Annotated in this window: 20 protein-coding genes; 10 read left to right on the top strand and 10 right to left on the bottom strand. The window is 70.2% G+C overall.

The features are described 5' to 3' along the window. Positions 1-956 (top strand): putative Ig domain-containing protein (locus VKH46_10285; GenBank protein HKB71219.1); only part of this gene is annotated, 956 nt, incomplete at its 5' end. A gap of 173 nt (positions 957-1,129) precedes the next feature. Then, positions 1,130-2,074, top strand: a complete 945-nt coding sequence (locus VKH46_10280; protein HKB71218.1) for an NmrA/HSCARG family protein — start codon at positions 1,130-1,132, stop codon at positions 2,072-2,074. 12 nt (positions 2,075-2,086) lie between these two features. Here VKH46_10280 and VKH46_10275 read toward each other — a convergent pair whose 3' ends face one another. The 5 genes from VKH46_10275 to VKH46_10255 form a co-directional block, all read right to left on the bottom strand. After that, on the bottom strand, positions 2,087-3,667 hold the full coding sequence (locus tag VKH46_10275) for a retropepsin-like aspartic protease (protein HKB71217.1): 1,581 nt from the start codon (positions 3,665-3,667) through the stop codon (positions 2,087-2,089). Positions 3,668-3,725: 58 nt separating this feature from the next. Further along, entirely contained in the window at positions 3,726-4,637 is a 912-nt protein-coding gene (locus VKH46_10270; protein HKB71216.1) for a DJ-1/PfpI family protein, read from the bottom strand. A 139-nt stretch (positions 4,638-4,776) separates the two neighbouring features. Beyond that, complete coding sequence (locus tag VKH46_10265; GenBank protein HKB71215.1) at positions 4,777-6,924, bottom strand: M3 family metallopeptidase; 2,148 nt, start codon at positions 6,922-6,924, stop codon at positions 4,777-4,779. Between the two features lie 65 nt (positions 6,925-6,989). Next, entirely contained in the window at positions 6,990-7,847 is an 858-nt protein-coding gene (locus VKH46_10260) for a DMT family transporter (protein ID HKB71214.1), read from the bottom strand. A 110-nt stretch (positions 7,848-7,957) separates the two neighbouring features. After that, positions 7,958-8,362: a hypothetical protein gene (locus VKH46_10255; GenBank protein ID HKB71213.1), complete on the bottom strand. Its 405-nt coding sequence runs from the start codon at positions 8,360-8,362 to the stop codon at positions 7,958-7,960. Positions 8,363-8,425: 63 nt separating this feature from the next. Here VKH46_10255 and VKH46_10250 point away from each other — a divergent pair, with 63 nt between their 5' ends. The 4 genes from VKH46_10250 (at position 8,426) to VKH46_10235 (ending at position 11,237) form a co-directional block, all read left to right on the top strand. Then, the gene (locus VKH46_10250; protein ID HKB71212.1) at positions 8,426-8,767 is read left to right on the top strand and encodes a metalloregulator ArsR/SmtB family transcription factor; all 342 of its coding nucleotides are present in this window, start codon (positions 8,426-8,428) and stop codon (positions 8,765-8,767) included. After that, entirely contained in the window at positions 8,764-9,540 is a 777-nt protein-coding gene (locus VKH46_10245; protein ID HKB71211.1) for an SRPBCC domain-containing protein, read from the top strand. The genes VKH46_10250 and VKH46_10245 overlap by 4 nt, the downstream gene beginning before the upstream one ends. Before the next feature lie 313 nt (positions 9,541-9,853). Continuing rightward, the gene (locus VKH46_10240; protein ID HKB71210.1) at positions 9,854-10,195 is read left to right on the top strand and encodes a PadR family transcriptional regulator; all 342 of its coding nucleotides are present in this window, start codon (positions 9,854-9,856) and stop codon (positions 10,193-10,195) included. A gap of 10 nt (positions 10,196-10,205) precedes the next feature. After that, complete coding sequence (locus VKH46_10235) at positions 10,206-11,237, top strand: hypothetical protein (protein ID HKB71209.1); 1,032 nt, start codon at positions 10,206-10,208, stop codon at positions 11,235-11,237. A 34-nt stretch (positions 11,238-11,271) separates the two neighbouring features. On the opposite strand, the gene VKH46_10230 is transcribed toward VKH46_10235, so the two are convergent. The 3 genes from VKH46_10230 to VKH46_10220 all read right to left on the bottom strand — a co-directional run bounded on the left by VKH46_10230 (position 11,272) and on the right by VKH46_10220 (position 16,261). Then, entirely contained in the window at positions 11,272-13,212 is a 1,941-nt protein-coding gene (locus VKH46_10230) for a SpoIIE family protein phosphatase (protein HKB71208.1), read from the bottom strand. Positions 13,213-13,337: 125 nt separating this feature from the next. Continuing rightward, positions 13,338-16,019, bottom strand: a complete 2,682-nt coding sequence (locus VKH46_10225) for a protein kinase (protein ID HKB71207.1) — start codon at positions 16,017-16,019, stop codon at positions 13,338-13,340. Between the two features lie 50 nt (positions 16,020-16,069). Then, a complete protein-coding gene (locus VKH46_10220; GenBank protein HKB71206.1) occupies positions 16,070-16,261 on the bottom strand; it encodes a hypothetical protein in 192 nt (63 codons plus the stop codon). 153 nt (positions 16,262-16,414) lie between these two features. Here VKH46_10220 and VKH46_10215 point away from each other — a divergent pair, with 153 nt between their 5' ends. The 4 genes from VKH46_10215 (at position 16,415) to VKH46_10200 (ending at position 22,706) form a co-directional block, all read left to right on the top strand. Continuing rightward, positions 16,415-17,674 (top strand): hypothetical protein, encoded by a 1,260-nt coding sequence (locus VKH46_10215; GenBank protein HKB71205.1) that lies wholly within the window; start codon positions 16,415-16,417, stop codon positions 17,672-17,674. Positions 17,675-17,735: 61 nt separating this feature from the next. After that, on the top strand, positions 17,736-18,479 hold the full coding sequence (locus VKH46_10210; protein HKB71204.1) for a DUF4440 domain-containing protein: 744 nt from the start codon (positions 17,736-17,738) through the stop codon (positions 18,477-18,479). Positions 18,480-18,612: 133 nt separating this feature from the next. Further along, on the top strand, positions 18,613-19,662 hold the full coding sequence (locus VKH46_10205; protein ID HKB71203.1) for a VWA domain-containing protein: 1,050 nt from the start codon (positions 18,613-18,615) through the stop codon (positions 19,660-19,662). Between the two features lie 473 nt (positions 19,663-20,135). Next, positions 20,136-22,706 (top strand): protein kinase, encoded by a 2,571-nt coding sequence (locus VKH46_10200; protein HKB71202.1) that lies wholly within the window; start codon positions 20,136-20,138, stop codon positions 22,704-22,706. Positions 22,707-22,711: 5 nt separating this feature from the next. Here VKH46_10200 and VKH46_10195 read toward each other — a convergent pair whose 3' ends face one another. Both VKH46_10195 and VKH46_10190 read right to left on the bottom strand, forming a co-directional pair. Continuing rightward, a complete protein-coding gene (locus VKH46_10195; GenBank protein ID HKB71201.1) occupies positions 22,712-24,448 on the bottom strand; it encodes a hypothetical protein in 1,737 nt (578 codons plus the stop codon). Between the two features lie 4 nt (positions 24,449-24,452). Then, the coding region (locus VKH46_10190; GenBank protein ID HKB71200.1) for a glycosyltransferase at positions 24,453-25,119 on the bottom strand (667 nt) is incomplete at its 5' end.

Genomic DNA, 25,119 nt, shown 5'->3' with positions numbered 1-25,119 from the left:
CGATCGCGATCGCGCCGTCGGCGCTTCCGCCGGGCGTCCAGGGTTCGGCGTACGAGACCTCACTCATCGCGAGCGGAGGCGCGGGCCCGTACACGTTCACCCTCGCCTCCGGATCGCTTCCGCCGGGCGTCCACCTCGACGATTCGGGCGAGCTCTCCGGCACGCCGACGTCGACCGGGACGTTCAACTTCAGCCTCGCGGCCACCGATTCGGCGCACTGCGCCGGCACGCAGGCGTTCTCTCTGTCGGTCGTCGGCGACAGCCCGGCGGGCGAAGCCGTCGTGATTCCCGGCGTCGGCTCTCTGGCGGGCGCGCTCGGAAGCAACTTCCGCACGCAGCTGCAGCTCACGAATCCGGGAACGTCGACGATCGCCGGCAAGATCGTCTATCACGCCGGAGGGGCTTCCGCGGGTTCGAACGACCCTTCGATTCCGTACACGCTCGGTTCCTGGCAGACGATCAACTTCGACGACGTCCTCACCGCGATGGGGCTCTCCGGCCTCGGCAGCGCGGAGATCGTCCCGACGTCCGGCCCGGCGCCGGCCGCGGTCGCGAAGATCTTCAACGACGACGGGGCGAACGGTACGGCCGGCTTCACCGAACCGGTTTTCCGTTCGAAAGACGCGCTTTCCTCGGGAGACGCCGCGGTCATCATTCTCCCCGCGGACCCGGTGAACTTTCGCTTCAACCTCGGCGTCCGTTCGTTGTCGAACGGGGTGTCGGCGATCTTCACCGTGTGGGACGAGTCCGGGGCGCTGCTCGACACGGTCTCGAAGACGTTTCCCGCGAACTTCTTCGCGCAGGCGAAAGCGACCGATTTCCTCGGCGACTCCACCCTGCCGGCCGACGGATCGATCGGGATCACGGTCACCCAGGGAAGCGCGATCTTCTTCGGCTCGACCGTGGACAACCGCGGTTCCCAGGACACGAGCACCCAGTTCACGCGCCACGACTGAATCTCCGGGTCTCCTCGTTTCGGCCGGCGCCGTCTCCGCGGCGCCGGCCCTTTTTTTGGGAGCCGGGCGACCTCCGCTTCTCCCCGGCCGTGGGAGCCGGCGGGGCGGAGGTCTTGCGCGCGATCCTCGGGCTCTGACGGCGATAGGCGGTAGACTGCCGGCGGAGGACACTGATGGCCGACAAGAAGATCATCGCCGTCATCGGCGCCACCGGGGCGCAGGGCGGAGGGCTCGCCCGCGCGATCGCCGCCGATCGCTCCGGCCCGTTCGCCGGCCGGGCGATCACCCGGAACCCCGGTTCCGAGAAGGGAAAAGCGCTCGCGGCGCTCGGCCTCGAGATCGTCGGCGCGGACCTGGACGACGAGAAGAGCCTCGAGCGCGCGTTCGCGGGCGCCCACGGCGTCTACGGGGTGACGAACTTCTGGGAGCACCTCTCGCCGGAAAAGGAGCTCGCCCAGGCGGGGGCGATCGCGCTCGCCGCGAAGGCGGCCGGTGTGGCGCACGTCGTCTGGTCGACGCTCGAGGACAGCCGACGATGGCTCCCCCTGTCGGACCCGCGGCTCCCGACGCTCAAGGAGAAGTACAAGGTCCCGCACTTCGACGCGAAGGGAGAAGCGGACCGGTTCTTCGAGGGACTTCCGACGACATACCTCCTCGCGGCGTTCTACTGGGAAAACTTCATCTATTTCGGGCAGGGCCCGCGGAAGTCTTCCGACGGCGGCCTCGTGCTCGCGCTCCCGCTCGGCGGCGGAAAGCTCCCGGGCATCGCCTCCGAAGACATCGGGCGGTGCGCGTACGGAGTGTTCCGGCGCGGCGAGGAAATGATCGGCAGGAGAGCCGGAATCGCGGGGGAGGTCCTCTCGGGCCCGGAGATGGCGGAACGGTTCTCGCGCGCGCTCGGGCAAACCGTGAATTTCTACGACATGCCCTTCGATCAGTACCGGGCGCTGGGATTCCCGGGCGCCGACGACATGGGGAACATGTTCCAGTTCCAGGCGATCTTCAACGACGAGTTCTGCCGGAGCCGCGACGTCGCGCTCTCGCGCGCGCTCGATCCGGAGCTCCAGAGCTTCTCCACCTGGCTCGACCGGAACAAGGAGAAGATCCCGATCGCATAGGACGGAGCGGCGTCAGTCGGCGCCGGCCGCCTTCGCCTCGAGCGGCTCGAGAAACATCGCCTCCCGGCGGTAGTCGAACGTGACGCGGAACCGCGACACGATCCACTCGCCGACGTTTCCCGCCTCCGAGCGCGACGAGAGGCTGCCGGAATGCTCCCCGGCGACCATCGTCGGAACACCGCCGAGGGAGAGCCCTCCCCATTCGAACGTCCGCGCGGGCCCGTCGCGCATCGCAAACCGGCCTCCCACCGATTCGCCCGCGGCTTCCGGGCCGGCAGAGCCGGCCATGCCGTTGGCGGCGGCCCATCGACCGTACACGATCAGGTCGCCGTTGTTCCCCGTATCGACCGCGAACGATCCCGAATGCCCGTCGAGGAGCGCCGGTACGAGAGGGGTGTCGTTCGTGAAGCGGAGCGGGACGGCGATGCCCGCATGCACCCCGGCCGAATCGAGCGGTGAGAGCTCGACGCGCTCTCTCGCGGGGTCGAGGGTCACGGCGAACCGCTCGAAGACTTCGAGTCCCAGGATGCCGGCGACCGGCGCCCGCCGGCCGGAGACCACCGCCGTGCCGAGGTCGAGATGCAGGACCAGGAACGGCTGGTCGCGCACTTCGGCACCCCCGATCGAGAGCGTCCGCACTTTCGTGAATTCCGTCTTCGTGGAACCCGGGCCCGCTCCGTTGCTGAAGCCGCTCCCCGATACCGGGAGCTTCAGCGCGGACGCCGCGGCGGGCGTGACGATGTCGTGGCCTCCGGTGTCGAGAATGAAGGGAAACGGTCCGGCGCCGTCGACGCTCGCCTCGACGATCAGGAAACCGCTCCGGGGGTCCCGGCGCGCCGGCGCCTCCGCCCGGTTCCCCCGAAGGATCGCCGAATCGGTCGAATTGCCGGGAGGCCGGCGGATTTCGGCGCCGCCGCCCTCGGCGATCCGGTAACGGGTCAGCTTCGCGGTCCCGGTGTCCGGCCAGTCTCCGTCGTCGGTCTCGACCTCGAAGGGAAGCCACAGCCCGAAGACCTCGCGATAGTCGCGGTAACGGATGGTCTCGACGATCGTCGAAAGCGGCATCACGGCCCGGTCGACGCGGTGGGTCGCCGCGTCGATCCAGAGGGTGACGGTGCGCCCGCCGGGCGGCGCCATCTCGACCCGCTCGAAGCGAGCGCCTTTCTCGAAAGCCGGCGGGATCGCCCGCGCGACGGCGTTCGAGCGCCCCGGGACGAGATAGCCGCGCGCGGCGAGAAACGCCTCCGAGACGGCGACCGTCCGAGCCTCGTCCGAATCGAGGGGATGCACCTTCCCGGAGTCGTCGAGGCGCCATCGTCCTTCGCCATCGAGCCCCTCGGCGTTGGCGAAGAGGGGATACGACCCGTCCCGGCGGAAATATCCCGTCCGGAGCTCTTCGATCGAGCGAAACGTTCCCGTCAACCCGAAGCTCGTCTTCTCGCCTTCCGCGACGAGGGCCCCGATCGCGTCCCACCGCGCCCCGCCGGTCGCGCCCCGGCAGCCCGCGAGAATCTCGGCCGCCCGTTCGAGATCCGCCGACCGGGCGGCCGCCGGTCGCCGGGTCGCCGCGACTGCGAGCGCCGCGGCCGCCATCATCCTTCGGAAGCGCCGGCGCGGGCGATCGGACGGAAGGCGGCGGGCGGCCGCCACGTCAGATCCCGCCTTCCAGCCACCGTTCCGGGTCCTTGTCGAACTGCGCCTTGTGCTCCGGACTGCAGAACAGGTAGGTCTTCCCCTTGTATACCGACCTCGGCGCGCTTGCCCGGTCGACGTCCATGTCGCAGACGGCGCACAGGGGATGGGCGTCCGTCGACGTGCGCCGAACGGCGTACGCGGCGTTGGCGTCCGCGTGCTTCCATCCTTCCCCCTGGTACTCCATCTGGTACGCCGTCGCGGTCGCGACGGCGCGGCCGAAGTAGCGCTCGACGACGTGGAGCGCGAGGTCGATGCCCGACGAGAGCCCGCCCGCCGTCGCGACGCTCCCGGAATCGACCCACCGCGCGCCGCGGACCAGTCGGATGTCCTCGAAGTCCATCGCGAACCGCTTGAAAGCGGAGTGGTGCGTCGTCGCGCTCTTTCCGGAGAGGAGCCCGGTCTTTGCGAGGAGGAACGCTCCCGTGCAGACCGACATCGTCATGTCCGCCGTCTTCGCCGCCCGGCGGATCCACTCGATCGCCGCCGGCGTGTGGCCGCCCTGCGCCGGAATGACGACCACCTTCGGCGCGGGAGCGTCGGCGAACGTGTGGTCGGGAACGATCTTCATTCCCGCGCTCGTGCGGATGGGTTTCGCCGTTTCCGAGACGGTATAGAGCGAGAACGCGCCGCTTTCCCGCCCCGGCACCGCGACATCCTGGAAGACCTCCCAGGGGCCGCAGAAATCGATGACCACCGCGCCGTCCGAGACCAGGAAGGCGACGGGTATCGGCCCGTGAGCGGGCGGCGTCAGGGCAACGGCCGGCGGCGCGGCCTTCGCGCCCCTTTCGGCGCTCGCGAGAACGGATGAGGGGATCGCCGCGAGGACTCCCAACACGGCGCTGCGACCGAGGAACTCCCTTCTTTTCATGGCTCTTCTCCTTGCCGGCGCGCGATCTCGGCGAGATCTCTTGTCGACGTTCTACAGGAGATACGCAGCCGTCCCGTGAAAGTTTCGCCGGGCGGCGAGAACGCGGCGACCGGCCCGGAGACGCCGGCCGCCGGTTCCTTCAGCGCTTCGAGCCGGGCCTGACGGGCGCGGTCTCCTCAACCAGCCCGCGCTCCTCGAGGAGCGGCTGGACGATCGGGTCGCGGCCGCGAAACGCCCGGAAGATGTCGGCGACGTCCTCCGTCCCTTCCTTCGAGAGCACCATCCTGCGGAAGCGGTCGCCGTTGGCGCGCGTCATCCCGCCGTGCTCCTTGAACCAGTAGTAGAAGTCGTCGTCGAGCAGCTCGCTCCAGAGATAGGAGTAGTACCCGGCCGAATAGCCGCCGTCCCAGATGTGCGAGAAGTAGGTCGTCCGGTACCGCGTCGGGACCTGGGGCAACGCGACGTGATAGCGCTCGAGCGCCTCCTTCTCGAACGCATCGGCGTTCTGGAGCGGCGCGCCGGGGGGAAGCGTGTGCCACGCGAAATCGAGGAGCGCCGCCTCCAGGTATTCGGTCGTGATGTACCCCATGTTGAACGTCTTCGTTTTCCGGATCTTCTCGACGAGCGGCGCCGGGATCGGCGCGCCGGTCTTGTAGTGGTGCGCGTAGTGCGCGAGCACGGTCGGCTCGAGCGCCCAGTGCTCGTTGAACTGCGACGGCATCTCGACCCAGTCGCGCGGCGTCGCGCCGAGCGTCGGGTACTTGATGTTCGAGAACATCCCGTGGAGAGCGTGCCCGAATTCGTGAAAGGCCGCGCTCACGTCGGTCGGCGAGAGCAGCGCCGGCTCTCCGGGCGCCGGCTTCGGGAAATTCAGGACGTTGACGATCACCGGATGGGTCCCGAGGAGAGAGGTCTGGTCGACGAAGCTGTCGTCCCAGGCGCCTCCGCTCTTGTTCGCGCGCTGGAAGTAGTCGCCGTAGAAGAGCGCAAGCGACTTCCCGTCGGCGTCGAAGACTTCCCAGACCCGGACGTCCGGGTTGTAGACGGGAAGGTCCTTGCGCTCCTTGAACGTCAGCCCGTACATCTGGTGCGCGGCGAAGAAGACGCCGTCCTCGATCACGCGATTCAGCTCGAAGTACGGCTTCACCTGCGCCACGTCGATGTCGTAGTCGGCCTTGCGCACCTTCTCGGCGTAGAGCTCCCAGTCGGCCGCGGAGACCTTGAACCCGCCCTTCTCCGCGTCGACGATCTGCTGCATGCGGGCGGCCTCGCGCTCCGCCTTGCCCGTCGCCGCGGGCACCATGTCGGTCATGAGCTTCAGCGCGTGCTCGGGCGTCTTCGCCATGCGGTCGTCGAGCACGTAGGCGGCGTGCGTCGGGAATCCGAGGAGCTTCGCGCGGTCGGCGCGGAGCTGAGCGAGCCTCTCGACGATCGCCTTCGTGTCGTTGGCGTCCCCGCGGTCGCAGCGCATCTCCGAAGCCTCGAGGATCCGCTGCCGGAGCCCGCGGTTCGTGAGATTCGCGAGGACCGGCTGCTGCGTCGTGTTCTGGAGGTCGAGGACCCACTGGCCCGGCATCCCCCGCTCCTTCGCGCGGCTGGCGGCCGAGGCGATCTCCGTCTCCGGCATCCCGGCGAGCTCGGCGCGGTCCGAGACGACGATCGAGGCCCCCTTCGTCCCGGCGAGCAGGCGCTCCTCGAAGTCCGTCGTGAGCTTCGCCTCCTCCTGGTTCCACTCCTTCAGCTTCGCCTGGTCCGCTGCGGGAAGGTTCGCTCCCGCCCGGACGAACGTCTTGTAATAGCGCTCGAGCAGATACCGGCTCTCCGGGTCGAGCCCGAGCGCGTCGCGCTTCTCGTACAGGGCCTTGACCCGCGCCCAGAGCTTCGGGTTCAGGAAGATCGCGTCCTGGTGGGCGGCGAGCTTGGGCGCCTCCTCGGCGCGGACTTTCTTCATCGCGTCGTCGATGTTCGACTGCGTGAGGTTGAAGAAGACCTTGGCGACCCGCGTCAGCAGCTCGCCCGAGCGCTCCATCGCCACGAGCGTGTTCTCGAACGTCGGCGCCGCCGGATCGTCGGCGATCGCCTCGATCTCGGCGATCTGTCGCTTCATCCCTTCCTCGAGCGCCGGCGCGTAATCCGAGTCCTTGATCCGGTCGAAGGGCGGCGCCTGGTACTGGAGGGGGCTCGCCGAGAAAAACGGGTTCGGCTCGGGGCCCGCGGCGAGGACGGAACCGGACGCGAGAGCGAGCACGGCGGCGGCGAGCGTGAAACGGGAGAAATCCAGTCGCATCTTTCGACCTCCGCGCCAACTCTACGACAGAAGGGCCGTTTTCCGGGAATCGGCCGGCATCGTCCTCAGGCCCGCGCCCCGCGGCCGCGCCCGGCGACCGCCAGAGCGATGCCCCCGAGGATCGCGGCCGACGCGAGGACGAGCCGGAGCGTCACCCGCTCGCCCAGCAGCCCGACGCCGCCCGCCGCGGCGAGGACGGGGACGGCGAGCTGGACCGCCGCCGCCGTCGTCGCGGCGAGCCGCGGGAGCGCCGCGTACCAGACGGCGTAGCCGGCGCCGGAGGCGAGCGAGCCCGAGAGCGCCGCGAGCAGGATCCCTCGCGCGCTCGCGTGCGCCGAGCCGAGCGCCGCCGCGCTCGCCGCGGCCGACAGCAGCGCCGCCCGCGCGAAGTTGCCCGCCGTGTCGGCGAGCGGCGTCGCCGAGCGGCGCCCCCGAAGCGAGTAGACGCCCCAGGAGATGCCCGCGATCGCCATGAGGCCGGCGCCCTCCGGAGAAGGCGCCGCGAGCCCCGGACGCACGAGCCACGCGAGACCCGCGAGCGCCAGCACGACTCCGAGCCAGCCGATCGCGCGCGGGCGCTCTCCCCGCGCGACTCCGGCGGAGATCATCGTCGCCTGGACCGCTGCGAACAGGACGAGCGCGCCGGTGCCGGCCGAAAGGGTCCGGTACGCAAACGAGAAAGGAACGGCGTAGACGAACAGGGCGGCCGCGGAAGACCAGTCGCCGCGCGAACCGCCGCTCCTTCTCGCCGAAACGAGCAGCGCCAGCATCACGGCTCCCGACGCGAGCCGGACGGTCGCGTAGCTCGCGGCGTCGATCGCTCCCGCGCCGAGCGCGAGACGGCAGAGGATCGAGTTCGCGGCGAAGGCCGTCAGGGCGACGAGCGTCAGAAACGCCGTTCGCGCGGCGGATTTCGAATGCATGCCGGTTCTCGGCCGGATCATAGTCCGCGGGCGAGGCCGGAAACGTCGACATTGAGATCGTCCTCACCCGATCGGTCTCGACGGCTTCGCCGCTCCCTTGCCGTCGGCCGTCACTTCTTCGGAGGAGGCTCCGTCACGATCTCCATCGCGTCGATCTCGATTCCCGGCTTCCCCGCCCGCTTCTCGACCAGCGCGTTCAGTCCGTCCCAGATCTTCCGGATCTCCGGGTATTTCGTCGCGACGTCGTCGGGGTCGGTTTCGTCGCGCCAGGTGAGGATCTCGATCGCGACCGGCTTTCCCCCGTCCTCCTTTCCCGAGAGAATCAGATGCGGCTCGGCCAGCACGATTCCCGCTTTCCTTCCCGCCGGGTAATGTCGTCCGAGGACGCCGAGGAACTCCCCGAGCTTCCCCGGCTGAACGTGATACGTGACGTGTACCGTTTCGGGCGCGGCCGCCGCGGTCCCCCCGTAACCCAGAATCGCCCCCGCCAGGATGATCATCGGAATGCCTTTCATCGCCTCCCCTTTCCGCGCCGCGAGGGCGCTTGACAATGATTTAGTTTATACTATACTAATGTCGTGAGCGCAAATCTGGCCGTCGTCGCCGCCCCCCGCCGGCGGGAGATCCTCCGGCTCGTCTGGGACCGGGAGCTCCCCGCCGGAGAGATCGCGGCGGCGATGCCCGACGTCACGTTCGGCGCCGTCTCGCAGCACCTGGCGCTGCTGGCGCGCGAGGGTCTCGTCGGCTGCCGGCGGGAGGGACGGCGGCGCTACTACGCCGCTCGGAAACGGGAGCTCGAGCCGCTTCGACGCTGGCTCGAAGCGTCGTGGGACGACGCGCTCGCACGCCTGAAGACGCAAGCGGAGATCGAGGCCGCCCGGCGCGGCCCGAGGAAGGGAACGAGAAGGAGGAAGGCGTGACCGACGCGAAGGGATTCACGATCGAACGGACCATTTTCATCCGCGCGCCGCGGGAGATCGTGTTCCGCTACTTCACCGATTCCGCGCGCTTCGCCGCCTGGTGGGGCGAGGGATCGGCGATCGATCCGCGGCCGGGCGGCGCGGTCCGGATCCGCTACCCGGGCGGGGTCGTCGCGAGCGGGAAGATTGTCGAGATCGATCCTCCCGGACGCATCGTCTTCACCTACGGCTACGAAGGCGAGGGAAAGCCGATCCCTCTCGGCGGATCGCGCGTGACGATCCGGCTCGACGAGGGATCGGACGGGACGGCGGTCCATCTCACCCACGCCTCCTCCGACGCGCCGGCGTCGATCGGCGCCGAGCACGTCCAGGGCTGGCGCTATCAGATGGCGGTCTTCGCCAACGTCGTCTCGCGCGAGGCGCAGGCGCAGGCCGCAGCCTGCATCGACGCCTTCTTCGCCGCCTGGAACGAGAAGGATGAAGCCGCCCGGCGGCGCCTCCTCGAACAGGCGACGGCCGAAGACGTACGGTTCGGCGACGCGTTCAGCTGCACGGTCGACCGCGAGGACCTCGTCGCACACCTGGCGGCCGTGCAGCGCTTCATGCCGGCGATGACGCTCTCGCGCGACGGAGAGGTCGCGCAGTGCCAGGGGACGGCGATCGCGCCGTGGATCGCGAAAGCGGCGGACGGGAACGTCCGCGGGCGGGGCACGAACGTCTTCGAGCTTGGCGCGGACGGCCGGATCCGGCGCGCCACGGGGTTCTGGAGCTGAGGGCCGGGGCGCGCGAGCTCGGATCATCCGGGAAAATCCGGGTTGGAAATGACGTCAATTCGGGAGACCGCCCGGGCCTTCGCGCGTCGCTCGCGCTCGTCCCGATCGACAACCTGACGAACCCGCTCCGGATCTACGGCATCAACAGCCGCGTGGATTTCTGATCCTCGTTTGACCGCCTCGCCTGGTCCCGGCGCCGCCGGTGACGCGGCCGGCCGGGGATCCGTGAATCCTCGGCCACGAGGCGGCGTTCGAACATCCGCGCTTCGCTCTTGACACTATACTGTGTTTCACATAGTATGCGCAACATCCTATGTCGCGCACTGTAGAAGCGTCCGACGCCGCCCTCGAGAACCTCCGGATGGAGCTCCGCCGCGGCGGCCTCGTCCTCGCCGTCCTCGGGGCCCTGAAGACCGAGCAGTATGGCTACACGCTCCGGAAGGCGCTCGCCGACCTCGGCCTCGAGATCGACGAGGGAACGCTCTACCCCCTGCTCCGCCGTCTCGAGAGCCAGGGACTCCTCGACAGCCAGTGGCGCGAGGAGGACAAAAGGAACAAACGGTTCTATCGCCTCTCCTCCGGCGGAAAGGCGATCCTGAAACCGCTCACGGCCGAGTGGAAGGCGCTGAATGCCTCCCTCGGCGAGATCCTCTAAGGAGCGAATCATGGATCTGCTCGACCGGTATCTTCAGGCGATCCAATGGTGGCTTCCCGGCGCCCAGAAGGAGGACATCGTGACGGAGCTCCGGGAGGACCTCCAGTCGCAGATCGACGAAAAGCGCGCCGCGCTCGGCCGGGACCCGAACGAAGGCGAGGTCTCGGAAATCCTGAAACGCTGCGGAAGGCCGATCCTCGTGGCCGGCCGCTATCTGCCGCAGCACTACCTCATCGGCCCGTCGGTCTATCCGATCTACCGCGCGGTCCTCAAGACGGCGGCTTTCATCTACCTCATCTCCTGGGCGGTCGCAGGGTTCGGACGCATCGTCCTGCTGCGCGGGCACGCCGCCACCCCGCTCGGCGAGGCGCTCGCCGCGACGGTGGGAGCGTTCTGGCAGTTCGGCCTCACGGCCTTCGCGGCGACGACCGTGGTGTTCGCGGCGATCGACCGGACGCAGTCGCGGGCCGCGGTGCTCGACGCGTGGAGCCCGCGAGAGCTCCCCCGCGTTCACGACCGGAAACGGATCCCGCGCCTCGGTTCCGTGATCGAGATGGCCCTGTCGATCCTGTTCATGACATGGTGGGCGGACGTCGGCGCCGGGTTCCCGGTGTGGGATCTCGGCCGCTCGGGCGCGCGCTGGACGGCGGGGCCCGTCTGGCAGGACTTCCACGCGCGGCTCTACTGGCCGCTCCTCGCCCTCGCCGCCGTCGCGGTGGCGATTTCCGCGGTCAACCTGCTCCGGCCGTACTGGACACGGACGCGTCTCGCGATCCGGGCCGCCGGAGACCTCGTCGCGGCCGTCCTCGTCTCGCTCGTGGTCGCGCCGCACGCGGCCGCAGTCCGGTTGGAAGCCGCGGCCGTGAGGGCGCATCGGCGCGCGGCCGGGGAAGTGCCGATCTCCTCCCTACTGGACGTACTGGTCTTCGCGATCCTCGCCGTCTCCGCTCTCGTCTGCGTCTGTCAGGCGATCTACGACCTCTGGCGGATCATGGAACTGCGGCGCGCGGCGGCGGGCGCGCCGGCATCCGCCGCGGAGTGACGACCGGCGGGGCTACGCGCAGGCGTCGACGTCCCTACTCCACCACCCGGACGACGAGGAACGTCATGTCGTCGTCCTGGGGACGCGAGCCGCGATGCGCCGCCGCCGCCGTGCCGAGCCGATCGACGACGCCGCGCGCGCTCCCGGCTCCGGCGGCTTCCCGCAGGAGCGCGGAGACGCCGGGGTAGCCGAGCTCCCGCCCGCGCGGGTCGAGGAGCTCGGCCAGGCCGTCGCTCGCGAAGAGGAGCGTGTCGCCCGGCGCGAGGCGCGTACGCCGCTCCTCGTGCCGCCCCGGCAGGCGCGTTCCGAGCGGGAGACCGCCGGCTCCGATCTCTTCGATGCTTCCCGACTTCCGATGGACGAGCGCCGGGGGCATCGCCGCGGAGGCGATCGCGATCTCTCCCGGTGAGATTCGGGCGAGCGCGAGGCACATCTGGAATCCCGGCAGGCGCATCTCCCGGAGAACGCGGTTGCACGCGGCGAGCGAAACGCCGACCGCCGCGTCCGGGGCGATCGACGTGAAGAGCGCCTTGGCCGCCGTGACGACGATCCCCGAGGCGAGGCCGTGGCCCGTCGCGTCTCCGAAGGCGACGAGGATCGCGCCGCCGCCGGCGGGCCGCACGTCGTAGTAGTCGCCGCCCACTTCCGCGGCCGTGAACGTCGCGGCGGCCACGTCGAGGCCGGGAGCGCTCGCGAGGTCGCGCGGGAGCATCGAGAGCTGGAGCTTTCGCGCCTGGGCGAGCTCGCGCGACTTCCGCGCGTTCTCGACCTCGGCGAGCCGCGCCTGTCCCATGCCGTACGCCAGATAGAGGGACATGCCGATGGCGGAGACCAGCACGCCGACGATGTAGACGGGTCGGACGCCCGCCACCGACCGGAGCACGCCGACGTTGACGAGAATCTGGAGAACGATCGTCAGGCCAAAGACCGCGAAGCTCCAGACGAAAATCCGCCCGCCCCGCCGCCGCACCGTCCGGCGCGCCCGCTCGAGACGGAGGACCTCCACGATGACCCCGAAGAAAAGGACGTCCTGCGTCGCCTCGTGGAGCGACGGCACGAGGTACGTGAGCGGAAGGAATACGGCGCCGGCCGCCGCGAAGAGAAGCCACGTCTTCGGAAAGCGGGCCATCCGGACGGCGTAATAGGTCAGCAGGCCGAAGACGATCGCGACGATCGGCGCTCCCAGCGAAAAGCGTCCGAGCGCCGCGCGCTCCGCTTCCGACGTGAGGAGATCCACGGAGAACTCCTGGAGGACGATGACCGTGAAGGCGGCCATCTCGACCGCGTAGAAGAGATTCTCCCGCGCGCGGGGGGAGAAGCCGAAGAGCGCGAGGTGGAGGAGCGCGAGGAAGAGCGGGAGCGCGACCATCGCCCCCTGCGCTCCCGCGATCCACGGACGATCGTCGGGGCGGCGCGGCGCGAGCGCCGGATCGGCGAGGGAAAGATGGAAGCCGAAGCCCGCGCGCGCCCGGGGGGCGGACGCCGGATAGGAGTACCGGACCGCCAGGACGTGCCGCGGACCCTCGAATCGGAGGAGGCACGCGTCGGCGCGCTCCCGGAACGGGACCTCGGGCGGCGCCCCGCCCACGCCCGACGTCAGGACGCGGCGGCCGTCGAGGAAGACCTCCGCGGCGCCCGGCGCCGCGAGCCGCAGCGAGATCGGCCGACCTTCGAGCCCGGGCTCGACGACGACGTGCCGCCGGAACCAGCCGACGCCCGGCCAGCGCCCCCCCGGGACATCGGCGGCCGCGAGATTCGGCCGGACGGGCGTCCACGACGAATCGTCGAAATCGGGAAGAGCGCGGTCCGGCCCGTCGCCCGGCGCGAACCGCCACGCGAAATCGAGCAGCACGCCGTTCGGGTCCGCGAAATACGTCCGAAGGAGCCGGACCGGGCTCGGCTCCTGGGCGCGGAGCGGGGCGGCGGCGAGCACCGCCAGGAGCGCGGCCCGGAAAAGCATCGTTCGGCGAAACATCGGACAGGGCCTATCGTAGTCGGCCTCCCTCGTTCCCCCGGAGGCGGCGCGGCGTTCGGCCTTTCCCCGGGGCGGCGATTCTCCGGCGGCCGCCGCGCTCGAGAGGGCGGCGGCGGCCGGAGCCGTCACCGCGCCCCGGGCGATTCCGCGGCGAGCTTCTCGGTCTCGGCGATCTTCGCCTCGATCTTCGCACGCTCGGGCCAGCGCGGAAGCGCCGAGCGGTAATGGAGCAGGGCCTGCCGCGCCGAGTCGTCCGGCGCTTTCGTTCCCCGGTCCCGCCGATACCGCGCCCGCGCCGCGAGAGCGTCGCCGAACGACACGTGGAGCGACGGCGAATCGTCCCCCGCCTGCGCGCATGCCTCGAACGCCTCGATGGCGCCCGAGAACGATGCTTCCGCGTCGCCGCCGTGCCCGGCCTCCCACAACGCCCGCTGGAAGAACGCCTGCGCGAGGCTCTCGCGCGGGAACGTCCAGGCGGGATCGAGCGCCAGGGCCTTGCGCTCGTCGTCGATCGCGACGTCGTAGTCGTGCCGCGGATCCTCTCCGCGCCGGGCGGCGTCGCGTCCGAGATCGATGAAACCGAGCCCGCGCGTGAGCCAGGCGTAGGCGAAGTTCGGGTCGATCGCGAGCGCGCGGTCGAAGCTTGCGATCGCGTTCCGGAGGAGCGGCCGCGGATCGCCGCCCCGGACCATCGTGACCCGCGCGAGATAGCCGTAGGCGATGCCCATGGCGTTGTCCGACTCGGCCCAGCGCGGCCGCAGGCGCTGCGCGGCGGCGCTCGCCTCGATCGAGCGCCGGAGCGCCGGGGCGGGGTCCTGGCCGCGCGCGAGCTGGTGCTGCCCCCACTGCCATTGCGCGAACGCGAGCTGGTGGTACGCGCCGGCATCCGCGGGATCGACGCGGCGCGCCTTCCCGCACGCGTCGAGCGCCCGGCCGTACGCCTCCGACGGATCCCGCTCGAGATCGTTGTCGACGTACATGATCTCCGCCCACGCCGAGCATTCGGCCTCGTAGGCGGACGCGGCGCTCCGCCCGATCGACGACGCCTCCGCGTAGAGGTCGGCGGCCTCGCGAAGCTTCGCCATCGCCTGCGGATACTCGGCGCGCTCGCGGTGCCGGTGGCCTTCCGCGAGGACGACGTCCCCCTGGAGGGCCGCCGCCTCGTGCAGCCAGGGAAGGCGGGCGAGCGCCCGGCGCGCGAGCCTCACCGCGTCGTCGGAACGTTCCTCGTAGCGGGCGATCAGCGCCTCCGCGTACTCGGGGGCCGCCGTCGCGGACGCGCGCCCGCGCTTGAGCGCCGCGAGCGCGGGCACGACGTACGTCTCGTGGAGCGCGCGACGCTTCCGCTCGCGGAGGGTCTTCTCACCGATCCGGTCCGCGTCGCGGAGCTCCTCCGCGTAGATGCGCGACAGAGCGAGTCCTCTCGCGTAGGACGCGTCCGGACTTCGCTCCCCGAGCGCGGCCGCCTCGTCGAGACGGGCCCGGGCGCCGCGGGGATCGCCGAGCGCCAGATCGCCCCGCGCCAGAGCGAAGAGCCCTGCCGCTCGGATCTCCCGCGGCCGACCCTCGATCCGCGACCGCATCCGGTCCATCATCGTCTCGACGAGCTTCCGCTCGGGCCGGACGTCGTGGAGCGGGCTCTCCTCGGCGGCGCGCATGAGCCACTCGATCTTCTCCGCCTCCTGGCCGAGCTCCTGCGCGAAGCGCGCCCGCGCGGACGCCTGCAGCCGCGTGCGCAGCGCCAGTCCCCCGGCGGCGGCGAGCAGCACGAGCGCCGCGCCCCCGACCGCGACGACGGCGCGGTGCTTGCGCGCCTTTTTCCGGAGCCGGTACATCATCGAGGCCGCGCGGGCGCGGATCGGCTCCCCCGCGAGGTAGAGCGAGAGGTCCTCGGCGAGCTCGCGCGCCGACGGATAGCGCGCCGCCGGGTCCTTCTCGAGGCATTTCATGACGATCGTGGCGAGATCCGTCGGCACGCCGGGGACGAGAGAGACGAGCGGCGCCGGCTCGTCCTGGACGACCTTCGTCAGGACGTCGAACGTGCTCTCCCCTTCGAACGGCGGCCGCCCGGCGAGAATGGCGTAGAGGGTCGCTCCGAGGCTGTACACGTCGGAGCGCCGGTCGACGGCCTGGCGGTCCCCGCGAGCCTGCTCGGGCGACATGAACGTCGGCGTGCCGGCGAGGCTCCCGGTCACCGTCAGCCCGCCTTCTTCCACGTCCCGCGCGAGACCGAAATCGACGACGAACGCGTGGACGCCGCCGCTCTCCGTCCTCTCGACGATGATGTTGGCGGGCTTCAAGTCCCGGTGGATGATGCCGATGCGGTGCGCCGCCTGGAGCGCTTCGGCGACGTCGCGCATGATCAGCGCCTTCTGCTCGAGCGTCAGCGAGCGAGCCTCCTCGCCGAGGGAACGGCCGCGCAGGAGCTGCATCGCGATGAAGGGCTGGCCCGCGGCCTCCCCCGCCTGGAAGACGCGGCAGACGTTCTCGTGCTCGATGCGCGCCTGCGCCCGCGCTTCCTGGAGGAATCGGGCGATCAGCTCGCGGTCGTCGCCGCGGATGCACTTGAGCGCGACCGTCCGGCCGAGCTTCCGGTCGACGGCCCGGAAGACGCGCCCCATGCCGCCTTCGCCGATGAATCCGACGATCTCGTAGTCGGGAAGGACCGGAGGACGGATGTGCGCGGGGATCGGTCCGGGAGAGGCGGTCGAGATTTCCGTCGGGGCCTCGTCCAGAGCCCCGCCGGCCGCCGGCTCGCCCGGCGCCGTGCCGCCAACCTCCGTGACGTCTTCGTCGCCTTCGGACATCGCTTCCCCCCGCGTCCGGGCGCACCGGTATGGATGGACGAAATCTTACGTCAACGGCCCGCGCCGAGCACCCGCGCGGGGAGGAAGAAGAGCGCCCGGAGGAACGCGAGCACCCCTTCGACGGCGATTCCGAGAATCCGGAACGGGAGCAGCAGCAGCCAGACGAACGGGTAGAGGACGAGCGCCAGCAGCGCGACCGGCCAGCAGGCGACGAGGAGCAGGAGCCAGAGAAGGATCTTCACGCCGGGAGATACGAAGAAGGGCGGCGAGGGTTCTCCCGGCTGCCGCGGTTTTGCCCGTTGTGCTAGCCTCGACGTCAGTTTTTTCTGGCCGGGTCGACCGCTCCATTTAGAACCGCACCCACGAGGCGGTTCGCCTTCCCGAAGGAGGAAATCATGAAAGTTTACCCATGGCTCCTGTCCCTCGCCGCCGCAATCGCCCTGCCCGCCGCCGCCGGCGCCGGAATCGTCGTCGCCGGAACGGTCACGGCGGGCAATCTCGTCACCGTCTCCCTTCAGGGAACGCCGGCGGGATTTACCGCCGTCGCGATCGACGCCCCGGTGACCGGCTCGGGCGTTCTGGACACCGTTTACTTCGGCTGGTCGAACCTCGGCTGCACGCAGATCAAGATCAAGGTCTTCCGGCCCAACGGAGCCGGGTTCGACTTCGTCGCCGAGCAGGGACCGTTCTCGGCCAACGCCGACGGCCCGAGCTCGCTCTCCGCCGTGACGCTTTCGCCGACGATCCTTGTCCAGGCCGGAGACGTGCTCGGGATCGTCGACGTGACCCCCGGCGGCTGCGGCTCCGCGGAAGGGACCATCCACGGCTTCGGTCGAACGGTCGAGTTGAGCGGCGACGTCTCTTCCTCTTTCACGCCCGACGCCGGCAACACCACTCCGCACATGGATCTCGCGCTCTACGCCTCCGGCCCCGGCTCGCCGGAGAACTTCGCCGGGGTCCTGGCGGGAGCGGGATCGCTCCACGGCGCCGGATCGGCGATCTTCAAGACCGGGATCCAGCTCGAAAATCCGGATTTCGAGACGATCCGCGGGCGGATGATCTTCCACCCGATGGGCGCGACCGGCACGCTGACCGATCCGTCGCTCGGATTCACCCTCGAGCCGGGAGAGACGAAGAGCTCGGACGACATCGTCGCGGCTCTCGATCTCTCCGGACTGTATTCGGTCGATGTCTACACGGGCGCGGGAGACGACACGCCGCTCGTGCTCGCTCACGTTTTCAGCGACGCCGGCGACGCCGGCACGACCGGATTCACGGAGAGCCTGATCACCGATCTCTCGCACATCTTCGGAGGGCTCGGGGTCTCCGTCACGGGCGTCCTCCTCGGGCCGCCGGACCTCGTGAAGTATCGGTACCAGATCGGCGTCCGGACGCTCGACGGCCCGGTGTTCGTCTCCGTCACCGTCAAGGACGCGTCCGGGGCGGTCGTGCACACCTCGTCCACGACGTTCCCGGCGAATTCGTACTTCCAGCTCACGGTCGAGGACTTCACCGGCGGCTTTTCCCTCGACGCGAATGACTCGATCGTGATCGCGTACTCGGGGGGCCGAGCGATCTTCTACGGCGCGACGACGGACAACGTGACGAACGATCCGAGCGTCCAGTTCATGCCGTATCTCTTCGCCATCGCCTGACCCGGCCGGCGGCGCGGGCGGAGCGCCCGCGCCGCTTCCGGTTCCCACTGGAGGACGCGCCATGACGAAATCGAGATCGCTTTGCACCGCCGCCTCGTTCGCCGCTCTCTTCGCCGCCGCCGTCGCGCGGCCGCTCCGTGGCGAAACGCCCGCCGACGCGGCCGCTGTGCTCGAGCGCCAGACGCAGGAGATGTTCGACGCGATCTCGGCCGGGAATGCCGCCGTCTGGGACCGGTATCTCGATCCCGACGTGAAGTACACGGACGAGAACGGCGCCGTCATGACGAAGAAGGGACTGGTCGACGGCACGAAGCCGCTGCCTACCGGCGTCTCCGGGACGATCCGCGTGACCGATTTCCGCGCGGCGTTCCACGGTGACGTCGCGGTGACGACGCACGTCGAGGACGAGAACGAGAGCTACCACGGCCATGCGCTCCACTGTCAGTACCGCACGACCGACACCTGGATGAGGACGCCGGCCGGCTGGCGCCTGATCGCGGGGCAGGTGCTCGCTCTCCGCACCGATCCTCCCGCCGTGCCGATTGCCGACGCGCTCCGCGCCGAATACGTCGGCACGTACGCTCTCGCTCCCGGGATCGACTACGAGATCCGCCCGAAAGGAGACGGTCTCGAGGGTCGCCAGACCAAGCGGCCCTGGGAGGAGATTCGCGCAGAAGCTCCGGACGTCCTCTTCGTTCCGGGAAAGCCGCGGTACCGGAAGATCTTCCGGCGCGATCCAACGGGGAAGATCACGGGCTTCGCGGAGAGACGGGAAGCCTGGGACCTCGACTGGACGAAACGGTGACACGCCGAGCGGGTATCAGCCCGGAGCGAAAGCGTACAACGACGACTGCCAGAGGAGCGAAAAAGAGCCGGGCGATCGGCCCCTTTTGCCCGGATCGGCTCGAAGGCGACGCCGGCCCGGGTAGACTGAACCGGTGCGATTCTGGGCCCGGTTCTCCGCCGCATTGCTGGTCGCGGCGCTGCCCGCCCGCGCCCAGGGCCCGGCCGCGCGATTCCAGGAGAGCGTCTCGTCGGAGGAGGTCGTCGTCGACGTCCACGTGATCGACAACGCCGGCAATCCGATCGCGGGACTCTCGAAGGCGGACTTCGCCCTCCGCGTGGACGGCCGTCCGGCGCCGATCGACTCGGTCGAGTGGATCTCGACCGCCTCCGTCTCCCCCGCTTCGGCTCCGCCCGAGCCCGCGCCGGAAGCGGCGGGAGGCGAAAAAACGGGGCGCGCCCCCGCGCTCGCGGGCCGGCTCATCGTCCTCTTCTTCCAGACCGACTACGAGATGTCGCGGATCACCGGGCAGATGCGCATGATCCGGGAGGCGCACCGGTTTCTCGACACCTGCTCGCCCGACGACCGCGTCGCGGTCCTGTCGTTCGATTCGCACCTGAAGCTCCGGCAGGATTTCACGGGGGATCGCGGGAAGCTCCGGCACGCGATCGACCGAACCCTCTACTTCGACCGCGTCGAGCCGCTTGCGCCCGGCGAATTCCCGTCGCTCGCCGCCTCGATCGACTTTCGGGCGGCGCGCCGGGCCACGCTACCGGAGCACGCCCTCCGCGTCATCGGGCAGGCCCTCGAAGCCCTCCCGGGGTCGAAGTCGCTCCTCTTCTTCGGGTGGGGGATCGGCAATTTCGACTCGAAGATGGGGCTGATCCTCGACCATAACTACCCTCCCGCGCGCGTCGCTCTCGAGCGGTCGCACACCTCGGTGTTCGCCCTGGACGTCACTTCGGCGGACTACCACTCGATGGAGGGAGGGCTCAAGGCGCTCGCGGGCGATACGGGCGGTTTGTACGTGAAGACGCACGTCTTCCCGAGGCTCGCGATGGAAAAGGTCACGCGGGCGATCTCGGGCTTCTACGTCCTGACCTTCGCGCGCCCGCGCCTCGCGCGCGGCCGTCACGAGATGTCGATCCGGGTCGCGGGACGTGGGCATCCGTGGGTGCTCGCCCGGCCGAACTACACCGATTAGGTGGCGCGGCGATACGCGCCGCTATACGACTCCGTCGGCCCGACCGGCCGCACGACGTACGCTCTCCGGTACGCCTTAGCGTCCGGTCCGTCCGCCGGAGCCGTCTTTCGGCACGTCTCCCCGCGCCTCGTTTCCTTCGAAACCGACACGACCTTCCCGGAAAGCATTCACAGCCGCGGCGATACGCGCCGCTATACGACTCCGTCGGCCCGACCGGCCGCACGACGACCGTCGCGGGACCTCCCCTCGATTACTTCGGGGAGGATCCCCCGCGATGCGATGGACCCGGAAGGCGTCGACGGCAAAGTAAGAAGCGCCTCACCCACGTCCGAACCGACACCGCTATCCCAGACAAACCCTCGACCCGCGGGGATACGGGCCGCCATACGACTCCGTCGACCCGACCGGCCGCACGACGTACGCTCTCCGGTATGCCTTGGCCGGGCGGGTAAGATTCCACCGGAGGCACCGTTTTGAGACTCACCGCCGGCACCCGGCTCGGCCCCTACGAGATCCTCGCCCCCCTGGGTTCGGGAGGCATGGGCGAGGTCTATCGCGCGCGCGACTCGAAGCTGAACCGCGAGGTGGCCGTGAAGGTGCTCCCCGAGTCGATCGCCGGAGACCGGGACGCGCTCGCCCGGTTCGAGCGGGAGGCGCACGCGGTCGCCGCGCTGAACCATCCGAACATCCTTTCGATCTTCGACTTCGGATCGCACGAAGGAACGGTCTATGCCGTGACGGAGCTCCTCGAAGGATCGACGCTCCGCGACAAGCTCGATGCCGGCGCCCTTCCGCAGCGGCGGGCCGTCGAGATGGCGATCCCGATCGCGCGCGGGCTCGCCGCGGCGCACGAAAAAGGGGTCGTGCACCGGGATCTCAAGCCCGAGAACGTTTTCCTGACCGACGACGGCCGCGTCAAAATCCTCGACTTCGGCCTCGCGAAGAAGATCGGCCCCGCCGACGCCGCGACGAACGCGCCGACCACGCCGGCCGGCACGGAGCCCGGCACCGTGATGGGCACGGTCGGCTACATGTCGCCCGAGCAGGTGCGGGGCCGCGACGTGGACCACCGGAGCGACATCTTCTCCTTCGGCGCGGTCTTCTACGAGATGCTCTCCGGTCGCCGCGCGTTCCGCGGGGAGTCCGCCGTCGAGACGATGAGCGCGATCCTCCGCGAAGAGCCCTCCGATCTCGTCGAGACGGGCCGCAGCATCTCCCCCTCTCTCGACCGCATCGTGCGGCACTGCCTCGAAAAGTCGCCGTCGGCACGATTCCAGTCCGCGGGCGACATCGCCTTCGACCTCGAAGCGCTCTCCGGGACGTCGCAGAGCCAGCCGGTCCTCGCCTCGCGCGCGCGATCGCGGTTCTCCTGGAAGATCCCGGCGGCGATCGCGCTCGCCGCCGCGCTCGTCGGGATCGGATTCTGGATCGGCGGACGCGGCCGAAGGCCGACGCCTTCCTTTCAGCAGCTGACGTTCCAGCGGGGAACGATCATCGACGCCCGTTTCGCTCCGGACGGGAACACGATCGTCTACGGGGCCTCCTGGGCCGGCCGCCCGTTCGAGACTTTCACGGTGCGCCCCGAGAGTCAGCTCTCGCGCTCGCTCGGCTTCGGCGGGGATCTCCTGGGAATCTCGCGATCCTCCCTGATGGCGATCTCGCTCGGACGGCACTTCATCTCGTCGTTCGACTCCTCCGGCACGCTCGCGGACGCCTCGCTTTCCGGCGGCGTGCCGCGCCAGATCCTGGAGAGCGTCGAGTGGGCGGACTGGGGCCCCGACGGAAAGACGCTCGCGGTCGTGCGACGCGCCGGGACCGGCGACCGGCTCGAATACCCCATCGGAAAGACGATCTTCACCTCGACGGGCTGGGTCGGACGCCCCCGGTTCTCCCCCGCGGGAGACCGGATCGCGCTCGAGGATCATCCCTTCTTCGCGGGCGACAGCGGCGACCTCGTCATGATCGACACCGCGGGAAAAACGATCGCTCGATCCGGAGTGTGGAACAGCCTCGAAGGACTGTGCTGGTCGGCCGACGGACGCGAGGTGTGGTTCACGGCCATCCGGAGGGGCGGAAACCGGCGTCTCTGGGCGCTCACGCCCTCGGGGCGGGAGAGACTGCTTCTCGAACTGCCGGGAATTCTCACGATCCACGACGCCGATCGCGGCGGCCGCGTTCTGCTGGCACGCGACAACATGCGCGTCGGAGCCTTCGGCGAGATGTCGGGGGATGCCGCGGAACGGGACCTGTCGTACCTCGACTACACCGCCGTGCGGGATCTTTCGGTCGACGGGAAGACGCTCCTCTTCGACGAAGACGCCGAAGGGGGAGGCCCGACGGGCTCCATCTACGCGCTTCGGGCGGGAGACTCCTCACCGGTCCGCCTGGGCGACGGCAACTCGTTCGCCCTCTCCCCGGACGGCAAGTGGGCGTTGACGCTCCCCTCGCTGCAGCCGACCGACCAATTTCACGCCGTTCTCGTCCCGACCGGCGTCGGAACGCCGGTCTCGCTCCCGGCGAACAAGGGAACCGTCCTCTGGCTCGACTGGATGCCCAACGGAAAAGAGATCATGTTCGCGATCAGCCAGAACGGACGCCCCTCGCGCATCTGGGTCCAGGAGATCGCCTCCGGAAAATCGCGACCCGTCACGGACGAGGGCGTCGAGGTCCTCCTCTATTCGCATCTGATTTCTCCGGATTCCCGCGTGATCATCGGGCGGGCGGCCGACGGCTCCCTGCATCTCTATCCGTTCGCCGGGGGTCCTCCGGAGCCGCTTCCGTACATCGAGCCGGGAGAGCAGCCGCTCCGGTGGAGCGCGGATGGAAAATCTCTCTACGTCTACACCCCGGGCGCCCTGCCGGCACGGATCGATCTCGTCCGTCTCTCCGACGGCCATCGCCAGATGTGGAAGGACCTCGTTCCGAACGACACGGCGGGCGTCGCGTTCATCCGCGCGCCGCTCATCACGCCGGACGGTCGGCATTACGTCTACAGCTACACCCGCGTCCTGTCGGACCTCTTCCTCGTCCGCGGCCTGCGCTGAATCGTTCAGCGCGGCGCGGACCGCTCCTCGACGACCGCCGAGCCATCCTCGTAGACAGGCCGGAAGGGGAAGTCGCGGCGGTCCATCCCGGAGGCGCGGCAAGCCCGGCGCACCCGAACAACGTAGCGGACGCCGAGCGCATCGAGCCGCCGCGCGATCGCGGCGCCGTCGGGCAGAGCGAGGATCTCGTCGTACCGCGCGATCCCCGAGACGTCGCCGATCATCGTTCCCGCGTAATACCAGCGGAGCTGCTCGCCGCCGCAGACGAACACCGTCTCACGCGGCGCCGTCCGGTTCAGGAACGCGACCGCGCGGTATCCGGGCACCTTTTCGGCGAGATACCGCTCCCGCTCGGCCGCGCGCAGGGGGACCGGACCCTGCCGCACGATTCGCCAGGCGGCATAGGCGATGCCGGGAAGGACGGCGAGAGCCGCGAACGACGCCGGAAGACGCCGGCCGAGAGCATGCGCCGCGTCGGCCGCCGCGCGGCCGATCTCGACGGAGAGGATCGGGAGAACGACCGCGAGGTAGCGCGAGTCGCGCGGCATCGCGAGCCAGAAGACGCCCCATCCGAGGCAGAGGGCGATCGAGACGCGCGCGCGCCGGTCGCGGACGACAAACCACGCCAGAAGAGGCGAGGCGAGGAGAAACCAGGGGGAAAACGGCGGCTGGAAATTCACGCGCCCGCGGGCGAAAAGCGTGTCCCACGGGAGCCGGAGGAAATCTCCGGCCGCCCGGCCGATCCCGCCCGGGTGGGAAAGCCCCACGGCGTCCCAAGCCGAGTGGCCGAAGAGCCCGGGGAGGAACGGGAAGACCGGGTTGCCGGTCGAGCGAAAAATCCGGAGGTACCAGGGAGCGAGGACGGCGGCCGCCACGGTCGAGAACATCGCCGCCGCGCGAAGCCGCTTGCCGCGCGGCGACAGCGCCGCCGCCGCAACGGCGGCGCCCGCGACCCATGGCAGGCCGAGATACTTCACCGACGCCGCGGCGCCGGCGAGCCCCGCTGCGAGCGCGCGACGTCCGCCGCCGCCCTCCCTGCCGCGGCCGATCGCGACGAACGCGCCGAAGCAGAAGAGCGTCAGCGGCGCTTCCACGTAGCCCGACGATGCGAGGTGCAGGACGATCGGCGACGAGACGAAGATCGCCGCCGCGAGCCAGGCCGCGCCGTCGCCGGCGGCCTGCGCCCCCGCGAAGACCAGGAGCGCCGTCGCGGCAGTCGCCAGCAGCGGGACGAGGTGCGTCGCCGCGTCTCCGCCGAAGAGCCAGAGCGGTACCTCGAGCGCTTCCGCGGCGTTCGGAAACACGGGCGCGCGAAGCGACGCGAGGAACGGCATCCGTCCGGACGCCGCGAACGCGCCGACCGTCGGCAGGTGATAGAGCGTCTCGTCGAATGCCGTGGGCGGATAGAGAGCGAGGACGAACGCCCCCGCGAGCAAGGCCGCGAGAGCCGCGGCGACCACGACCGGCGCCGGTCCGCGCGTTGCGGACCGCCGGACGGAACGCCGGAGGTTCCACGCGGCGGCCGCGATCCCGGCGCCGGCCGCCGCCGCGAGCTCCGCGCGCCGCAGACGGCCGAAAGCGGCGAGCGCGAAGAAGACCGTCGCGTAGAGCGCGAGACCCGCGGCGATCCGCAGCCCCCAGCGTTCCGCCGACGAGCGCAAGAGGCGCGAGGGGACGACGGTCCCGGCGCCGTACGCCGCGAGCGCCGAGAGGACGAAGAGCGCGGCGGTCCGCAGGATCATCGCGCTACGCGGCCGGGTCCCGCTCCTCGCGCGAGGGCGGGGGCCGCACCGGGATACCCGCCCGCCGCAGGAGCTTCTCGAACGCGGACTCGATCGCCGCGGCCGCGTCGTCGGCACGGTACCCGGCGGCACGCAGGCGCGCGCGCTCTCCCATCGCGGCCCGCTGCGGCACTCCGAGAAGCCCGCGGACCGCCTCCGCGAGCGACTCCGCGTTCGCCTCCGCGCAGGCGCCCTCGATCCCCGGCCGCACCAGCTCCGGCACGGCGTTGAGCTCCGCACGAACGCAGACGACCGGGACCCCCGCCGCCATCGCCTCGAGCGGAAAGATCCCGAATCCCTCGCGCGCCGAGGGCTGGATCGCGAGCGCGGAACGGCGGATCTCCCGCCACAGCTCGACGCGTTCCGGGGCGGGCGCCCGGAAATCCACGCGATTCTCGATGCCGAGACGCCGCGCCCGTTGGCCGAGACGTTCCCGCTCCGGCCCTCTCCCGTACACGACGAGGCGGACGTGCGGAAGGAGCGCGAGCGCGTCGAGCAGAAGGTCGACGCGCTTGTGGGCGAGCAGCCGACCCGCATAGATGATCCGGTCGGGGTCCGGCGAGATCCCCGCCGTTTTGGCGGCGATCTCGTCGACGTCCGTGCCGCACGACACGACCGGCGCCTCCTCGCCG

The sequence above is a fragment of the Thermoanaerobaculia bacterium genome (assembly GCA_035260525.1).
In the GTDB taxonomy this organism is placed as follows: domain Bacteria; phylum Acidobacteriota; class Thermoanaerobaculia; order UBA5066; family DATFVB01; genus DATFVB01.
This window is presented reverse-complemented; position numbering and strand designations above follow the sequence as displayed.